Source organism: Leclercia sp. GHBNCSD (genome assembly GCF_055805075.1).
Genome location: NZ_JBQVYO010000001.1, coordinates 3,539,461 through 3,556,674 on the forward strand (window position 1 = coordinate 3,539,461; position 17,214 = coordinate 3,556,674).

The window sequence follows — 17,214 nt, forward strand, 5'->3', positions numbered from 1 at the left end:
CAACTTACTTAGCCAGCAGCTCGTTCGCCGTGCGTTCCACCAGTGACAGCAGGACTTTAACATCCTCCAGGGTCACAATTGGGTTCAGCAGGGTCAGCTTCAGGCAGGTGACACCGTTATGCTCGGTAACACCCACGTTAGCGCGGCCTGATTCCAGCAGGGCATCGCCAATCTTCTGGTTGAGCAGCGCGATGGCCGCGTCATCCAGCTGATGCTCCGGACGGAAACGGAACAGAACGCTCGCCAGCTGCGGCGGCATGACCAGTTCCAGTCGCGGCTGCTCAGTGACATACGCCGCAACCTGTTGGGCCATGGTGACACCGTGATCGATGATCTCAGCGTATTTCTTCTCGCCCAGCGCTTCCAGGCTCATCCACAGCTTCAGCGCGTCAAAGCGACGGGTGGTCTGCAGGGATTTGGACACCAGGTTTGGTACGCCAGCCTCTTCGTCGAACTCAGAGTTCAGGTACGCCGCCTGATAGCGCATCAGCTCATAGTGACGCGCCTCTTTCAGCAGGAACGCCCCGCAGCTGATGGTCTGGAAGAACTGCTTGTGGAAGTCCAGAGTAACGGAATCCACCAGCTCGATACCGTCGAGGTAATCGCGATACTTCTCGGACATCAGCAGCGCGCCGCCCCATGCCGCATCGACGTGAACCCAGATATTCTGCTTCGCCGCCAGCTCTGCAATCGCACGCAGCGGATCGATAGCACCCGCATCGGTGGTTCCTGCGGTGGCAACGATCGCCAGAATCTGTTCGCCGTTGGCATTGCACTGCTCAATTTTCGCGGCCAGATCGTTAAGATCCATGCGCGAACATTCGTCAGTTTTTACCTGGATAACGGACTGGTAGCCGAGGCCCATCAGCGCCATGTTCTTCTGCACAGAGAAGTGCGCGCTCTCGGAGCAGAGCACACGGATCTTACGCAGATCGCCCACCAGACCATCCTGCTGGACGGAGTGGCCCTGACGCGCAAAGAAGGCATCGCGCGCCAGCATCAGACCCATCATGTTGCTCTGGGTGCCGCCGCTGGTGAAGACCCCAGCGTCGCCCGCCTGGTAACCCAGGCGGGTACGCAGCCACTCGATCAGTTTTATCTCGATAATGGTCGCGGACGGGCTCTGATCCCAGGAGTCCATGCTCTGGTTAGTGGCGTTGATCATTACTTCCGCCGCCTGGCTTACCACCAGGCTCGGGCAGTGCAGATGCGCCACACACTGCGGATGATGCACCGCCAGGCTGTCTTTCAGGAAATATTCAACGGCACGCTCGATAGCAGTTTCGTTGCCCAGCCCTTCCGGACTGAATTCCAGGTTGATACGCTCGCGCAGTTCGGCGACCGTTTTACCCTGGTACATTTCCGGCTGTTTCAGCCACTGCATGACCGCCTGGGTGCTCTGCTCGATCGCCTGCTGGTAGGCTTCGATGCTTTGCGCCGAGGACGACAAAATCGGGTTTAAATCTGACATTCTATCCATTGTCTCCGGTTAAACTGGGCGAACGCCCGCAGCAAGCAGCGCCTGCTCAAATTTGTCCAGGAACACATTCAGCTCCTGATCGCTGATCAGCAGGGAAGGCAGCAGACGCACAACGTTACCGTTACGGCCGCCACGCTCCAGAATCAGGCCCGCTTCGAAGCACTTCTTCTGGATCAGCGCAGCGAGCTCGCCGTCGCCCGGGAAGCAGCCCATATGGTCGGCAGCTTCGTGCGGTTTAACGATCTCGATGCCGATCATCATGCCCAGACCGCGCACGTGACCGATAACCGGATAGCGTTTCTGCAGCTCAACCAGCTTCGCTTTCAGCCACTCGCCCTGGGCGGCAACTTTATCAGCGATGTTCTGCTCTTTGAGGATCTGCAGGGTGGTGAGGCCAGTAGCCATCGCCAGCTGGTTGCCACGGAAAGTACCGGTATGGTGACCCGGAGACCAGGCATCGAACTGCTTTTTGATACCCAGAACGGCCAGCGGCAGACCGCCGCCTACAGCTTTGGACATCACCACGATGTCTGGCTGAATACCTGCGTGTTCGAAGGCGAAGAATTTACCGGTACGGGCAAAGCCAGCCTGAACTTCGTCGAGGATCAGCAGAATGCCGTGCTCTTCAGTCACTTTACGGATGCGCTGCAGCCATTCAACCGGCGCCGGGTTCACACCGCCTTCGCCCTGGACCGCTTCCAGAATCACGGCAGCAGGTTTACGCACGCCGCTTTCCACGTCGTTGATCAGGTTTTCGAAGTAGTAGGTCAGCGCTTTCACGCCCGCTTCACCACCGATACCCAGCGGGCAGCGGTACTGGTGTGGGTAAGGCATGAACTGGACTTCAGGCATCATGCCGTCAACCGCTTCTTTCGGAGAGAGGTTGCCGGTTACAGACAGTGCGCCGTGGGTCATGCCGTGATAAGCACCGGAGAAGCTGATAATGCCGCTGCGGCCAGTTACTTTTTTCGCCAGCTTCAGCGCGGCTTCAACGGCGTCTGCACCGGATGGGCCGGTAAACTGCAGGCAGTACTCTTTACCCTGACCTGGCAGCAAGGAGAGCAGGTATTCTGAGAACGCGTCTTTTAACGGCGTAGTCAGATCCAGGGTATGTAACGGCAAGCCGCTGGTAATGACACTTTGAATGCTTTTCAGCACATCAGGATGGTTATGACCCAGCGCCAGCGTTCCCGCACCGGCCAGGCAATCAAGATACTCTTTATTATCCGCATCGGTGATCCACACCCCTTCCGCCTTCGTAATAGCTAAAGGCAGTTTGCGCGGATAACTCCTGACATTGGATTCCATTTCGGCCTGACGGGCCAGATAGGTTTCGTTGGTTTTGAAAGAAGAAGCATTCAAAGTATCAATACGGACTTTATCCGTCATCATATCACTCCTACAACCGCAGCTCAGCACGTGGCTCCGATTGAATAATTAATGAAAAAAATGAGAAGGGCCTCAAAAAACGCGGCCAATATAGAGCCTTTTTGCCCGGGGCTCAATGGTTAATTGTTTATCGTTTTGTAACGCGCGTTGAATCAACGCGCGTAAGGCGTAACCCCGCATGGTAGCTGAGGTTTTGTGGGGGGCGCTTCGTGTAAAAAAGAGGGGCGTTTTAGAATACTTTTGGACTACTTTTGAACGACGTTCAGAATGCCGTTGTCGCGCCCATGGGTTTTATTCCACGAGGCATCGGTCACGCCGTCCGCATCCAGTGAGATCGACAGGACGTAACCTGCGCCTCTGACTTCGTAGAAGTTAGCATTAAAGCGTTTCACCGTGGCTTTTTTGCCGTTGATGGTCGCCTGGGTAAAGCCGTTATTGATGCTGGCTTTGATACCGTTGGCGCTAAATGACGCTTCACGCAGCGGGTCGGCAACGTGTGCCGCCTGACCGTGTTGTACGGCTTCATGCGCATTCTCGAGGGCCTGTTTTTCCGCCGCGGCATTAATGGCGGCCTGACGGTTCTGGTCGGCAACGTAGCAGGCGTCGCGGCTTACGCCTTTGGCCTGACACTGCGCCAAGCGCTGCTCTTCTGAGACGCAGCCCGCAAGAAGCGTAGCCACTATCCCGACTAACAGAATCTTTTTCATACATTAACCTTAAATAAGTTGAGGAACCGATATTCCCCGGGGTTGATAAGTTCATTATTGTTGGTCTGGCCATTCTTTGCGTGCGTCTATAATAGAAACGCAGCGATGGCTCGGGATGACTATCGCGGAAGAGATGCGTTATCAGGTTGACGGAGATCACATTTAGCACGAATAGCTAAAAACTTGAGAGTTATCCTGGGACGATTATTGGAGGTTGGGTGAAAAACAAACTATATCTTACGCAAAAGGTGGGACGGGAGAAAAGCGGGGGATCACTGAACATTATTTATAAGCTGTTATTATCCTCAACTCCGTATGTTGTTGATGGGCTTTATTAATAGTAAATAATGAAAAATGAAATCAAGATAGTCAGTATTCCTACTTGCAACCGTCGCTTTCTTTCCTAGGACAAATTTTAAAATTAAATAGCCAAGCGTGTATCTTGGCTATTAATTTTATAGTTATATTTCAAATAATTGTGGCAAATAGAAAACTGCTAACATTATGAACAGACAAATAAAACCAACGATTGAAAGTCGCACTTTTACTCGTAACCAATCAGTGTACTGATTAGGGAGATCTTTGATGAAGCGAATTTGTTCATTGTCCATTCTGCGGGTATGAAATGAATTTTCCCTAAAATATAATGCTTTAATAAAGAAAGCATCACGCATAAAAGAGAAAAAAAATCCTGCGTCTTGATAAATTAAAACTTCTGCTGGTCTTGCTCCGAACTTATCTACAAATAATGAGCAAAGCTTAACAAATTTTTCATTGGATAATTTGTCATATATTACGCTGGAAGCGTATGTTGTTATTCCAAGAATCATAAAGATTCCAGAAATCTCAATTCGATGAATGGTCAAAAAATTAATTGCCGAAAACATTATACAATTGCTCCCCGCTTAACTCACCAACAGCACTGCCTACTGTACTGCCAGCATACCCTAAACTAATACCGGCAATGACAGTACAAACCAGTCCACCAACACCTGCACTACCAACACCGATTGCGACACATAATGGTATGGCGTAGCCGCCAGCGTAAACTCCACCGCCTGTACCCAAAGCAAAACTACCGATCTCGGTATACTTTTTCTTAGAGCATTCTTTCTCACGACCCACTGAGCAAGCCTGACTTACTTCATTAAGTGAATGGAGTCCGCTGAAGCCAATACCTAAATAACCAGTGTATCGCATTGCTTTAACATATTTGGCTGCCCGTTCAATGTGAGTTGCGTATCCATCAATATCACCCACTCCCGTTTCATTCCATTTGTGGGTAATAGAACTGCTCGAGAGGCCGAGTGCGTTTTTTATTTTGTTATATTCAACAAATTTCATGGCTTTATTAAGGAAACTGACTTTGAGTATGGACTCAAGCTCTTTAAACAACTGGCTACGCTTAACGTAAAATTGTTCACCAATCAACGCACCTCTTGTTATGTAGGTATTCTTATATGTATCCTGAATCTCTTTAAGAATTTTCTCGATATTCTCAAAGTATTTCCCAACAGGATCAGCAGCAAGGCCAATTCCAGTATCAGCGTAGCTGGTAAAATTAGCTATAGTAGTGTAATGCTTATGTAGGAAATTAGCTTCCTTGTGCGTCAATGGTGCCAATGCCGCATCAACTTGCGCTTTCGTGGATTTCATATGGGCGATCTGCTCATCGTCCTGCTTATCAGGATCAACCAGAAGCATAATAGAATCAGCTTTATAGCTTTTGCCTGTACCATTCAGTGTAACGAATAACTCTTTGGCTCCTATAGGTGGGTTCTCCGTGAACAGCAGACGTTGCCAGGCCTCTGTGGTGCCGCCATAAGGGAGAACGGCAAAACCTGCATCTATGCCAGTCTTCTTCGCTGTCTGAGCGTACTGTTCAGGGTCTGGTTCAATCTGATCTGGGAATACAGACATTTTGACGAGGTGAGACAGATCGGTGTGTGCTACTGTTTCATCTCCACCAAGTTCGTAATGATCTTCGAAGTTTGAAGGGACGAATTTCGATTTGCAGGGACAGGAGCTATAGCTGTGCAGAGTTCCAGCTATCCTTTTACCATGTATAGAGTCAGTATCAAGACCGCCACAGATACGGTAACGACCTGGATGTTTACCACAGGTCACTTGATGACCTTCACAGGCCATGTCTTTACCGAAAAACTGGTGATCATTCCATCCTTCAATAATCCGACCGCCGCATACCGTCTTATCACCTCTGAACAGAAAGTAACCTTTGGCTGCCATTAGTGCTTATTCCCTGGCATGTTTAAGAATCCTTTCGGAAATGTGTCACCTTCAGGGAAAATCAGCCTGCTGACGGACTGTGGTATTGAGATTATTTCGTCGCCATTATCAAGTATACTTCCAACCAGTGCTGCAGATGCGCCCTGCCTAATACGTGCTCCACCTGCACCGAAAATAACAGTGGCTTCACTGCTATCAGCGTAAACAACCTTATCTCCAACTCGTGCCATCCTATAACCGCCAACCGTACTACCTCCCGAAAGATTGCAGAGCATTCCCTCGTCGCGGGTAACGCTTCCCCCCACAGTGAACCGGAAAATGTAAGTTAATGAGCGACTAACGTGTTTGTTAAAATCTTCAAACTTTTCACGAGTCTTGCTGTCCCAGCTTTCTAAAAAATCTTCGTAGTAGGGTGACTGTGAAGAGGATTCTCGGAGTTCAGGCGTGATCTCATTGGTATATTGCTGCATAAATCCCTATGCTTGTTGTGGAAATATATTCTGTGGCTATTTTACAAACAATGACCACATGAGCAACAAGTATTGAATTTAAGTAAAACTACGTTTCGTAATAGATGGTTGGGAGATAGGGCGATGCTTTGTGATATTGCTTGGTCTATTAAGCACAAACCTTGAGTTACTTCCGATTTTACGCCGACAACTTCTAAATATCAGGTTAATACTAAAAAATCAGTACCAAGTTTCGACAGTTGTTAACATTAGCTGTAAGCAGCGGCCAAAGTAATTCAGGAGCAAGCAAACAAAGCAGAGTATAGCGCTAGTCCTATGGTGATGCCTCAACGATCATTTGATGATGTTTCTAGTTGTAGTGATTATGGTTATGCATGGATTAAACAATAAATTCGATAAAAAATATGGCTTAATTTAAGCCCTTAAAAACTGCAAATAGGGTAAGTTTACATAGTAGATGAACTACCTCTCATCTTATGTGTAAACTTCGATTTGAAACCCGCATAGAATGGGCATTCAAGGGATATATTTTTTAAAGCTATGGTCTAATTTTAGTTTGCAAGATTCTGAAGGGTTATCTAACCCTTTTTGATGCTGAGAGTGCTGAACCCCACTATAAACGGTTTACACATTAATTATGATATAATGAATAACATCAAGTTAATGTGTTTACGCATTGTGCTATTATTAAGGACATTAGGAATAACGAGATAATAGTAATGCAACATCCCCTTAGTAGATCCCTTGAGTAAGGATTTATTAAGGGGTATTCTTTATTTACCATCGATAATTTTTATCACTTCTTGCATAACAGGATCTTCATCAATCCAGTCATTTACCTTTTTAATAAATTCTCCAGCAGCTATAAGGGCTTCTTTCTCTTTAATATAACGGGGCAGTGTGTCAATAATACTCAAGGCCGTTTCTACAGGTTCACCAGTAAAATCTTCATTATCTAAAATACTTGAAGTGATGCTTTCAACAGCACCATTAATGATCGTTACTTGTTTTACAACCTTCTTCAAATCTCCTATAGCCATGTAATCAGTTCCAGCTCTGATAGCTAGAGCTATGTTACTTCTCGCAGCAGTATTACCCGCCTTTACTACTAAATCTTTGAAGAATCCCATTTTATGTTCATTTCTCAATTAATAAACTTATACAGAGAAAGAGACTAATAGCAGGTTAATTAATCCATGATAGAAACGCTATCAATCTCTTTTCCTATATAGCCCCCTAATAAAGAAGGGCTAATAGTACCTGTTTACTCCTATTTGGAAAGCTGAGCGTTTAACACAATTCCATTTTCAACTACAAGCGTTAACGTGTAGCCTTTCTTATGCCATTTCCCGTTATTAGGTTTCCAGCCTTGCCCTAACAGAAACTCAGAACCATCACCGATAGTACCATTGATTACAGCATCAGACTCAGCACTCACCTGTTTAAAAGCGGCGTCGTGATTAACTGGCTTATGTGCGCTTTGTGCGTATTGAATGAATTCACCGTTAGCGTCGTAATAACCCTTTTTACCATGCTTATAGACTACGCCATTATCCTGATCATCTTCATGATAGTTTTCCGAATCAGAGAGGTGATGATGATGATGGTGCTTGTGCTTACTATCGCTACCAATCTCTTTACCATCGAAAGCAGCAGCATGAGCGTTAGCAAGCGCCTGATTCATTGCAGCGCCCTTATATGCGGCGTTAGTCATTGCTTGCTCTTCTGGTGATACGTAGCGTTGAGCACAGCCAGCCAGCACAGAAGTAAGTACACAAACCAAAACTATTTTATTCATTAGTGATTTTCTCCAATATTATCTTCACAATCCGAAAGGAAGCTAATCACATCCTCAGAAGCGTTATATGCACGTTTGGAATATTCGTAGGCTTTTTCCGATAAACCAATAGCATCAGCATTTTTAGCTTTACGTGAAAAGTCACTAGCATCTTGAGCAGCAGATCTAGCAGAGTCTAAATCACATGCTATAACATTAACTGTAAACAAAGCCATTAAGCCCACAATCAATAACTTTTTCACACCATCACCATCTATTAATTAAAAGCCTAGAGATATTGTTATTATTTCAAATGATAAAAAACCAACTACTAACCAAATTGTAAAACTAAAATCATCCATTAGCCTTAACCAATCTCAAGGCAATAAATAAGCCAATAAGACTAAAGGCCATGCATAGCAATAATATTTTCATTTAGGATTTTGTATTTATTGCATCGGTTAGTAATGGAATCCACCGCCAGATTTACCGCCGCCGATATGTGAGCCAGCAGTAGAGAAACCGCCAGCAGAGCGGGAAGCTTGCGCGTTGTTAGCACCATTACCAGTGCCATGCTCAGAACGGCTATTTTTCTGATGATCACTATGTACTGATTTTACAGGGGCATCAAATACGCTTTCATAGGGTATTGAAATCTGGATAGTGGAATCGATAGCAGCGATAGCGCCAGCAGTGGTGATGATACTACCCACTTGCACAGGTGTAGACGCTGGTACAGATGAAACACCTACGTTAATTGAGCTATTCGCAACTTTGCTAGTAATGGCTACAGGATTCCCCACTGGATTAGTTTTAACTCCTGGATTCATCGTAGAAGTTGCAACACCCGGAGCAGCAGCAGAGCTAGCCATTTTGCTAGCAGTCAATGCCGCTTGTAGAGCAGCAGCATCAGTAGTGTTTGCTACAGTGGTGCTAGATAACGTAGCAGGAGCCGCTACACCATTAATCACACTTCCAGCAGGTAAACCAGCTACGGGTGCTGTTGACAGGTTTGGATTAACTACCGTCTGAGATACGGTGTAAGACACTGGAGCAGGAGCAGCACCAACAACAGTACCGGGAGCCATACCGGGTGCGGTAGTAGGGGAGGCGGTGTTTACCGTTACAGTGAGTGGTGCTGATGGTGATGCTGGCGCTGATGGTACTGATGGTGTTGCTGACGGCGTTACAGATTGCACAGGAGCAGCTGGAGCATTAGGTGTAGCACTCATGTTAGCCGTAACCTGATTCATATGTGCTGTAACTTGAGCTTGTTGATTAGCTAAGTCTTGAGCCTTCAAAGCATTCAGTTGACCAATTGAAGCGGCTTGAGCATCACGCTGTTGTGCTAACTGATTTCTAAGGGCAGTAGAACGCACTTGAGCTAATGCAGAGTTAAGATCTTTCTGAGCGCGGGATATCTGAGAAGCATCACCAGATTTAGCGGCTTTATCCATATTGTAAGAGGCAAGGCTAGCAACAGCTTTAGCAGCAGCCATATCACGACCTGCCTGAGCTTGCAGAGGTTCAGCATAAGCATTGAAAGCTGAGATAGTAGAAGTAGCGACGATGATAGCAAGAATAGAACGTTTCATGGACTGCTGAGATCCTAATTAAGTTGTTGATAGTAATGATTAATTTTGTAAGGCATTGATTATGCGAATACAAAATTTACATTTGTCAGGTTTGGTAATCTTTTTTAATGCCGTGAAGAAACTATCATCGAAACGGTGTTTTGAAATGTTGATGTACATCACGAAAAGCACGTATAGCTTAAGAGATATGATGTAATAAGTTAGGGAAGTAAGGCTTATTTCTTCGAATGAAAGAAGTGAGTGCTTAAAATGAAATTAAATATTAATTAATCAATCAAATGATTAATTAGAAGAGCATGGTTATTACGATGTTAAATTATTTTAACAAGGTTGGAACCTAATTTTACTGCTGTGTAATATACTTAATATAGAGCATTGAAAAAACTCTTGCAGAATCCCGACGACAATAAGGCGCGGGCAAACAGCTACCGACAATTACGCCATGAGCGGGAAGCTACTTCAAAGGCCGTATGCACAACCGGGTAAACAAAGGGAAGAAAGCTTAAAAGTAAGCTTTTCAGGAGTTGCCTACTCTCCTACTTTAACCAAACTGTATCTAAAATATAGTGATTAAGATAAATATTACCTTGAATGATTTACTTTACAGGTAAAGCAAAGCTTTACAATGTAGGATGTGTCTTAGGAAAGTTAATAACTTCCTTTCAATTACTTCTAATAACTTCAAAGCCTTTGGCTTTTCGTAGTAAGTCAAAAGACAAAAGCAATAATATTATCTTATTATTAAAATAAATATTTCCCTTCAGTTATTTCTAATAACAACACAAATCTAAAGATTTGGTTGTAAGTAAGTCAAAAGATTAAATTCAAAAGACCGATAGTAAAAAGAACAAAGCAAAAGACTGATATTGCATATAGAGATAATTATCTTCTCTTATCGTACCTAATACGGCCTTTCCCTTTTATCGATCTTTTAATCCTTTCCCTCTCAATGGGAATTTGCTCTCTCTATCGGCCTATTAAAGCTTGCGGCTTTCGGACACTGGATAGTTTAAAAACTCATACTCGATCTTTCAAAGTAATCATAGTAGAAGCGCTTTTATTGTGAAGCTCCCTGACAGGTTGAGTGTGAGTCTTTAAGTTATCCATCCTTGCAGCTTAAATTTACACCCTCATTAGTTAACATTTCCTTGTGTTAGTTTGATCACGTACATATAGAGAAATAAAGAATTCCCCCTCACATGAAAAAGAATTTCTATGCATAGAGAAACTAATTTTTGTGATGGGGCTTTTTTTAAATAATATGTAGTTATATGGTACTGGTTTTATATTTCTTGTAATCATATAAATATATACCCACCTAATTAATGAGATAGTCATTATGAATACATTCAAAGATATTGAGTACTACCAGCCAATCACTAAAAGAGTAGAGAGATTTAGTGAAAGCTATAAACAATCGGTTGGTTTCAAAAAACAGAAACGTAAAGCTAAGAACATCAACACTCTCAGGCAAGAAGCAATTCATGGCAGAGGGTATAAAGTAGATCTTATCTTCCCTTTATCGTTGGGAAAGTTGGAAGGGCTTCTTAATGGCAATTATCGTTTCAATGATTGGAATGAGTTAGAAGAAGTTTAATTGTTTACGGCCTTACGGCGATTTTTCAGCTTTAACCAAACTTAGATTCGCCGTAATACTTTGTATTCTCATGAGATACATTAGTAAATCCCTGGGATTGCATGATTAATTTTATCATTAACCGATACTCCCCAGTTTCTTAAGATTTTTTCACTATTCAAACTATAGTGCTCAACGGCAATTGATTGGATCATAATACCTTCATTTATGTCTAACTCTAAAGCTTGTGTGATTATCATGCAGGCATTCCAGTAAGCGTTTATAGCCATTTTTATATCATCTTCGCATGAAAACTTGGTAACAAATCGCTTTGTAAACCCTTCCTCGTTAGAAAAATTTACTAAGAGTAATTTTTTAATTTCAATGGGCTTGAAAAGTAATATTCTATGCATGTTATCAAGAATGTTTTCAATTGATGCTATATATTTTAATGTTGATTCAGCACTCCTGGTAGGTGGGTTTTCCAATTTCTCTTTTAAAGCAATCCATAGATTATCTACTCGGCGTACGAAATTTTCGTCAGCGATGAATTCACCAGAGCTAGTAGACGCCATAGGATAAGAGTACCTATAGGTCGAATAACAGTTGTCAAACTCTAGAGTATATTTTTCGCCTGCCACTTGGAAACTTTTAAATGGTAAGCTTTCAAACATCTCAATAGTGTTTTTTCTATGAGAGTAAAAACCATCAGCCTTGTTTTTTCTTTCTGCTTCTTTTATCTGTTTATCAGTCTGAATGGTTCGATGTATGTTATTTACAACTACGCCAAAGGGAATTGATAAGGATAACAATCCTAACGGCAATTTGCTGATTTCAATGAATTTATTAAATCCATCTGCATCAAGTTTAAGATCGTATTCTCTCCAGCATATAAACCCTATCATCAAGAAAGAAACTATAGGTATTATGATTGCTGCTTTAAATAATTGTTGGTGAGTAAGAGGCTCAGCATTCATTTTGAATGCTTTAACCTTAAACAAATATAAAATGTGTAGTACTAAATATAATAGGAAAAATGCAAATATACCTGAGTTCAATGTCATTTTATCATGCCTTTGATTTTTAATTATTGGTAACTTTTAAATTAAATAATGAAGAGCGCTAAAGCAGCTTCACAAACAACCCTAGTATAATTTTAGCTATTAAACTAAAGGTTTTAACTCTCTTTACTATGAAATCTGATTGCCAATTCTAATTTGTTTTAGTGTCGAGTGAAAGAGGGTTTTAATAATTTGAATGATTTATAACCTTACTTAATCTTGTTGTCTTGACCCACACCCTTACTATCGGACAGCTAACGCAGTTAGCGTTTCTTCTGTCTTTTGCTCCTGCCTTACGCGAAGAAGCGATTGCCCGGAGACGAGTAACTGGAAGCCTGCGACAGTTACAACTTACCTACGCTCTTCACCTCAAGCGGATATACAAGCGGGTGAGCACATTTCAGGTAATTAATTACGTGAGAAACCTATTTCTGGTGTGATAACTGCTGTGATAAGCACTGTGATAAATCGATAATCCTTGCACCCTGCCTACGGCCCCGGTTACACTAAACGCCTACAATTTGTTTCTGTGTAAATGATTGTTTTGTAATTGATTTGACTCGGGGTGCCCTTCTTTGTGAAGGCTGAGAATATACCCGTACCACCTGATCTGGATAATGCCAGCGTAGGGAAGTCAGATGCCCTCCGGGCTATCGCTTCTTCGCGCAAGGCAGGAGCGATACCATGCAGCCTGACCTGCTTAATCTACACGCCTTACACCATTTCCGAACCCGTTCTCCGCTGACCCACTGCATGACCAACGACGTGGTGCAGACCTTTACCGCCAATGTCCTGCTGGCCCTTGGTGCATCACCGGCGATGGTGATTGAAGCCGAAGAGGCGGAACAATTCTCCGCGCTGGCCGATGCGCTGCTGATCAACGTCGGCACCCTGACCGCACCGCGCGCCCAGGCGATGCGCCGGGCCATTGAAAGCGCGGTGGCGGCGGACAAGCCCTGGACGCTCGATCCGGTAGCCGTTGGCGCGCTGGCGTACCGCACCCGTTTTTGCCAGCAAATTCTCACCCTGAAACCGGCGGCCATTCGCGGCAATGCCTCGGAAATTCTCGCGCTCGCCGGGATGAGCGCGGGCGGGCGCGGGGTGGACACCACCGACACGGCGGCCAGCGCGCTACCCGCTGCCCAGGCGCTGGCGCGGCAAACCAATGCGATTGTGGTGGTGACGGGGGAGGTGGATTACGTCACTGACGGACTGCGCACCCAGACCCTGACGGGGGGCGACCCGATGATGACCCGGGTGGTGGGCACCGGCTGTGCGCTATCGGCGGTGGTGGCGGCCAGCTGTTCGCTGCCGGGCGACCGGCTGGATAACATCGCGGCGGCCTGTGGCTGGATGAAACGGGCCGGTACCCTTGCGGCTGCTCAAAGCCGCGGGCCGGGCAGTTTTGCGGCAACGTTCCTTGATGCCCTGTGGGCTCTGGGGGCACAACGATGAAACGCATTAATGCCCTGACCATTGCCGGTACCGACCCCAGCGGCGGCGCTGGCATCCAGGCTGACCTCAAAACCTTCTCCGCGCTCGGCGCATACGGCTGCTCGGTGATCACCGCCCTGGTAGCCCAGAATACCCGGGGGGTGCAGTCGGTCTATCGCATTGAGCCTGATTTTGTAGCGGCGCAGCTTGAGTCGGTGTTCAGCGATGTACGCATCGACACCACCAAAATTGGCATGCTGGCGGAGGCCGATATCGTCGAGGCCGTCGCGGAGCAGCTCCTGCGTCATCAGGTTAAAAACGTGGTACTGGATACGGTGATGCTGGCGAAAAGTGGCGATCCGCTCCTTTCACCTTCCGCCGTCGATACGCTGCGTAAGAAACTGCTGCCGCAGGTGGCGCTCATTACCCCTAACTTACCCGAAGCCGCGGCGTTGCTGGATGCGCCCCATGCCCGCAATGAGCAGGAGATGAAAGCCCAGGGCGATGCCCTGCTGGCGATGGGGTGTGAAGCGGTGCTGATGAAGGGCGGGCATCTGGACGATCCTGAAAGCCCCGACTGGCTGTTCACCCGGGATGGAACCCTGCGTTTTACCGCCCCGCGCATCAATACTAAAAATACCCACGGCACCGGCTGTACGCTCTCGGCCGCGCTGGCTGCGCTGCGCCCGCAGCATGATAGCTGGGCAGATACGGTGCGCGAGGCCAAAGCCTGGCTCTCCTGCGCGCTGGCACAGGCGGACACGCTGGAAGTGGGGCAGGGCATTGGTCCGGTCCACCATTTCCATGCCTGGTGGTGAAGGTTAACGCCTATCGCTGGAAAATTCGCCACCCACAGACCAGGCTTAGGGAGCTCGCAATCCTGTGAGCCTGGAGAAAACATGCCGACAGCCCGTCGGCACTAAGGGGAGCAAAACTATGACTGATATTGCGCAGTTGCTTGGCAAAGATGCCGAAAGCCTGTTACAGCATCGTTGTATGACCATTCCAGCCGACCAGCTCTATCTGCCTGGCCACGACTACGTTGACCGCGTGATGGTCGACAACAACCGCCCGCCAGCGGTACTGCGAAATATGCAGACCCTGTATAACACCGGGCGTCTGGGGGGAACCGGCTATCTGTCGATCCTGCCGGTGGACCAGGGGGTGGAGCACTCGGCCGGGGCGTCGTTTGCCGCTAACCCGCTCTATTTCGATCCGAAGAATATCGTCGAGCTGGCGATCGAGGCGGGCTGTAACTGCGTGGCCTCCACCTATGGCGTGCTGGCCTCGGTCTCGCGACGTTATGCCCACCGCATCCCGTTCCTCGTCAAGCTCAACCACAACGAAACCCTGAGCTACCCTACCGAATATGATCAGACCCTGTATGCCAGCGTCGAGCAGGCGTTCAACATGGGTGCGGTAGCGGTAGGGGCGACCATCTATTTCGGCTCCGAGCAGTCGCGCCGCCAGATAGAAGAGATCTCCGCCGCCTTCGAGCGTGCCCATGAGCTGGGCATGGTGACGGTGCTGTGGGCCTATCTGCGTAACCCGGCCTTCAATAAAGACGGCACGGATTACCACGTCTCTGCCGATTTAACCGGGCAGGCCAACCATCTGGCGGCCACCATCGGGGCGGATATCGTTAAGCAGAAAATGGCCGAGAACAACGGCGGCTATACGGCGGTCAAGTTTGGCTATACCGACGATCGGGTCTACAGCAAACTGACCAGCGATAACCCCATCGACCTGGTGCGCTACCAGCTGGCGAACTGCTATATGGGCCGCGCGGGGCTGATCAACTCAGGCGGTGCGGCAGGAGGCGAGACCGATCTCACCGATGCGGTGCGCACGGCTGTGATCAATAAACGCGCGGGCGGTATGGGGCTGATCCTTGGCCGTAAGGCGTTTAAAAAATCGATGGCCGACGGCGTGAAGCTGATTAACGCCGTGCAGGACGTCTATCTCGATAAAAAAGTCACTATCGCCTAGCCATTCTGCCCCTCTTCCGTTGGAAGAGGGGCAGATGCCGGGCGGCACTTTATTTGCCCGGCCTACAGCGACGAGAACTGCTAACGAAACCTTTTTTCATTTCATTCAAATCACCCTTCCGATCCACTTCACATTTCCCCTCTCTTTTGTGAAAAGTATCACTCCCTCCCGTGCAGATGCACAAAAAATGGTCAGCGCTTAGCGGAATTTGTCTAAGGCAGTGGACGAATTTTGCGCTTAAAGTTAGTTTCGAAACAGCTTTTCAAAATGAAAGAACACGCTGAACCTACGCCGTTTTAAGGACAAAAAATGAAAATCGAATCTGTAAACGTCACCGTCTTTCAGTATCCCACCCGCCGGGTCTCTGACAGCGCCGGACATTCCCATCCGGGACCGGAAAGCCTGGCGAAAATGGCGATGCTGACCATTACCGCAGACGATGGCACTAAAGGGTACGCCTTTGCACCGCCGGAAGTGGTGCGCCCCTTTGTGGTCAATACCTTCTTCCGTAAGGTGCTGATCGGCCAGGATGCGTTTAATCGCGAAAAGATCTGGCAGGAGCTGGCGCACTGGCAGCGCGGCAGCGCTCATCAGCTGACCGAGCGCGCGCTGGGCTTTGTCGAGCAGGCGCTGTGGGATCTGATTGGCCGCAAGCTGAATATGCCGGTGTGGAAACTCCTCGGCGGCTATCGCGATAAAGTCCCCGCCTACGGCAGTACCATGTGCGGCGATGACCTGCCGGGCGGTCTCTCCACCCCGGAAGAGTACGCCAGCTTCGCGGAAAAACTGGTTGCCCGCGGCTACAAAGCGATCAAGCTCCACACCTGGATGCCGCCAGTCTCTTTCGCCCCCAACCCGAAGATGGATATCAAAGCCTGCGCCGCGGTGCGTGAAGCGGTCGGGCCGGATATCGACCTGATGATCGACGGCTACCACTGGTACAGCCGCGCGGAAGCACTGTGGATCGGTAAGGAGCTGGAAAAACTCAATTTCGCCTGGTTTGAAGAGCCGATGGAAGAGGAGAGCATGGCCTCCTATGCCTGGCTGGCGGAAAACCTCTCCATTCCGATTATCGGGCCGGAAAGCCTGGGCGGTAAACACCACAGCCGCGCCGACTGGGTTAGAGCCGGGGCGTGCGACATCCTGCGCGCCGGTGCCAATGGCGTGGGCGGCATTTCGCCAACCCTGAAAGTGGCCAACCTGGCCGAATCGTTTGGTATGGACTGCGAAGTGCACGGCAACGGCGCGGCGAGCCTGGCGGTGATTGGCGCGATCAAGAACTGCCGCTGGTACGAGCGCGGACTGCTGCACCCGTTCCTCGATTACGATGAGCCAGCTGCGTACCTGCACAGCCTGATCGACCCGATGGATGATGAGGGCATGGTCAGCCTGCCGACGCGCCCGGGACTCGGCGAAGAGATTAATTTTGCGTATATCGAAGCCAATACCGTCAGCCACGACTGATAAATAAAACTTCTACCCTACAAAC

At 47.7% G+C, this 17,214-nt stretch carries 16 protein-coding genes and 1 riboswitch; of the genes, 5 read left to right on the forward strand and 11 right to left on the reverse strand.

Going from position 1 to position 17,214, the window contains the following annotated elements; translation table 11 throughout:
- Positions 1-4: 4 nt before the first annotated feature.
- From ACT3IC_RS16890 to ACT3IC_RS16935, 10 genes are all read right to left on the reverse strand, one after another.
- Positions 5-1,471, reverse strand: a complete 1,467-nt coding sequence (locus ACT3IC_RS16890; RefSeq protein ID WP_103180267.1) for a pyridoxal phosphate-dependent decarboxylase family protein — start codon at positions 1,469-1,471, stop codon at positions 5-7.
- 18 nt (positions 1,472-1,489) lie between these two features.
- A complete protein-coding gene (locus tag ACT3IC_RS16895) occupies positions 1,490-2,872 on the reverse strand; it encodes a diaminobutyrate--2-oxoglutarate transaminase (protein WP_156654884.1) in 1,383 nt (460 codons plus the stop codon).
- 242 nt (positions 2,873-3,114) lie between these two features.
- Positions 3,115-3,576, reverse strand: coding sequence for a hypothetical protein (locus ACT3IC_RS16900; RefSeq protein WP_103180263.1), 462 nt, complete (start codon positions 3,574-3,576; stop codon positions 3,115-3,117).
- Positions 3,577-4,037: 461 nt separating this feature from the next.
- Positions 4,038-4,463, reverse strand: a complete 426-nt coding sequence (locus ACT3IC_RS16905) for a hypothetical protein (RefSeq protein ID WP_236560460.1) — start codon at positions 4,461-4,463, stop codon at positions 4,038-4,040.
- On the reverse strand, positions 4,447-5,823 hold the full coding sequence (locus ACT3IC_RS16910; RefSeq protein WP_473478263.1) for a PAAR domain-containing protein: 1,377 nt from the start codon (positions 5,821-5,823) through the stop codon (positions 4,447-4,449). The genes ACT3IC_RS16905 and ACT3IC_RS16910 overlap by 17 nt, the downstream gene beginning before the upstream one ends.
- A complete protein-coding gene (locus ACT3IC_RS16915; RefSeq protein WP_473478265.1) occupies positions 5,823-6,293 on the reverse strand; it encodes a PAAR domain-containing protein in 471 nt (156 codons plus the stop codon). Before ACT3IC_RS16915 ends, ACT3IC_RS16910 begins: the two co-directional genes overlap by 1 nt.
- A gap of 773 nt (positions 6,294-7,066) precedes the next feature.
- Positions 7,067-7,423, reverse strand: a complete 357-nt coding sequence (locus tag ACT3IC_RS16920) for a hypothetical protein (protein ID WP_473478267.1) — start codon at positions 7,421-7,423, stop codon at positions 7,067-7,069.
- Positions 7,424-7,563: 140 nt separating this feature from the next.
- The gene (locus tag ACT3IC_RS16925; protein ID WP_139156353.1) at positions 7,564-8,091 is read right to left on the reverse strand and encodes a hypothetical protein; all 528 of its coding nucleotides are present in this window, start codon (positions 8,089-8,091) and stop codon (positions 7,564-7,566) included.
- Positions 8,091-8,333, reverse strand: coding sequence for a hypothetical protein (locus tag ACT3IC_RS16930; RefSeq protein ID WP_473478270.1), 243 nt, complete (start codon positions 8,331-8,333; stop codon positions 8,091-8,093). The genes ACT3IC_RS16925 and ACT3IC_RS16930 overlap by 1 nt, the downstream gene beginning before the upstream one ends.
- 198 nt (positions 8,334-8,531) lie before the next feature.
- Positions 8,532-9,665 carry a hypothetical protein gene (locus tag ACT3IC_RS16935; RefSeq protein ID WP_473478272.1) on the reverse strand — a complete coding sequence of 378 codons (1,134 nt, stop codon included), beginning with the start codon at positions 9,663-9,665 and terminating at the stop codon, positions 8,532-8,534.
- A 1,339-nt stretch (positions 9,666-11,004) separates the two neighbouring features.
- Between ACT3IC_RS16935 and ACT3IC_RS16940 the strand changes: the two genes are divergently transcribed.
- Positions 11,005-11,262, forward strand: coding sequence for a hypothetical protein (locus ACT3IC_RS16940; protein WP_103180258.1), 258 nt, complete (start codon positions 11,005-11,007; stop codon positions 11,260-11,262).
- Positions 11,263-11,342: 80 nt separating this feature from the next.
- Here the strand turns inward: ACT3IC_RS16940 and ACT3IC_RS16945 are convergent, their stop codons facing one another.
- Positions 11,343-12,305 (reverse strand): hypothetical protein, encoded by a 963-nt coding sequence (locus ACT3IC_RS16945; RefSeq protein WP_473478275.1) that lies wholly within the window; start codon positions 12,303-12,305, stop codon positions 11,343-11,345.
- A gap of 548 nt (positions 12,306-12,853) precedes the next feature.
- Positions 12,854-12,951, forward strand: a riboswitch (TPP riboswitch).
- Positions 12,952-12,986: 35 nt separating this feature from the next.
- Here ACT3IC_RS16945 and thiM point away from each other — a divergent pair.
- The 4 genes from thiM to ACT3IC_RS16965 all read left to right on the forward strand — a co-directional run bounded on the left by thiM (position 12,987) and on the right by ACT3IC_RS16965 (position 17,189).
- Positions 12,987-13,757, forward strand: coding sequence for a hydroxyethylthiazole kinase (thiM, locus tag ACT3IC_RS16950; protein ID WP_159339573.1), 771 nt, complete (start codon positions 12,987-12,989; stop codon positions 13,755-13,757).
- On the forward strand, positions 13,754-14,554 hold the full coding sequence (gene thiD, locus ACT3IC_RS16955; RefSeq protein ID WP_103180255.1) for a bifunctional hydroxymethylpyrimidine kinase/phosphomethylpyrimidine kinase: 801 nt from the start codon (positions 13,754-13,756) through the stop codon (positions 14,552-14,554). Before thiM ends, thiD begins: the two co-directional genes overlap by 4 nt.
- Before the next feature lie 118 nt (positions 14,555-14,672).
- On the forward strand, positions 14,673-15,725 hold the full coding sequence (fbaB, locus tag ACT3IC_RS16960; RefSeq protein WP_103180254.1) for a class I fructose-bisphosphate aldolase: 1,053 nt from the start codon (positions 14,673-14,675) through the stop codon (positions 15,723-15,725).
- Between the two features lie 309 nt (positions 15,726-16,034).
- Positions 16,035-17,189 carry a mandelate racemase family protein gene (locus tag ACT3IC_RS16965; RefSeq protein WP_103180253.1) on the forward strand — a complete coding sequence of 385 codons (1,155 nt, stop codon included), beginning with the start codon at positions 16,035-16,037 and terminating at the stop codon, positions 17,187-17,189.
- Positions 17,190-17,214 lie beyond the last annotated feature (25 nt).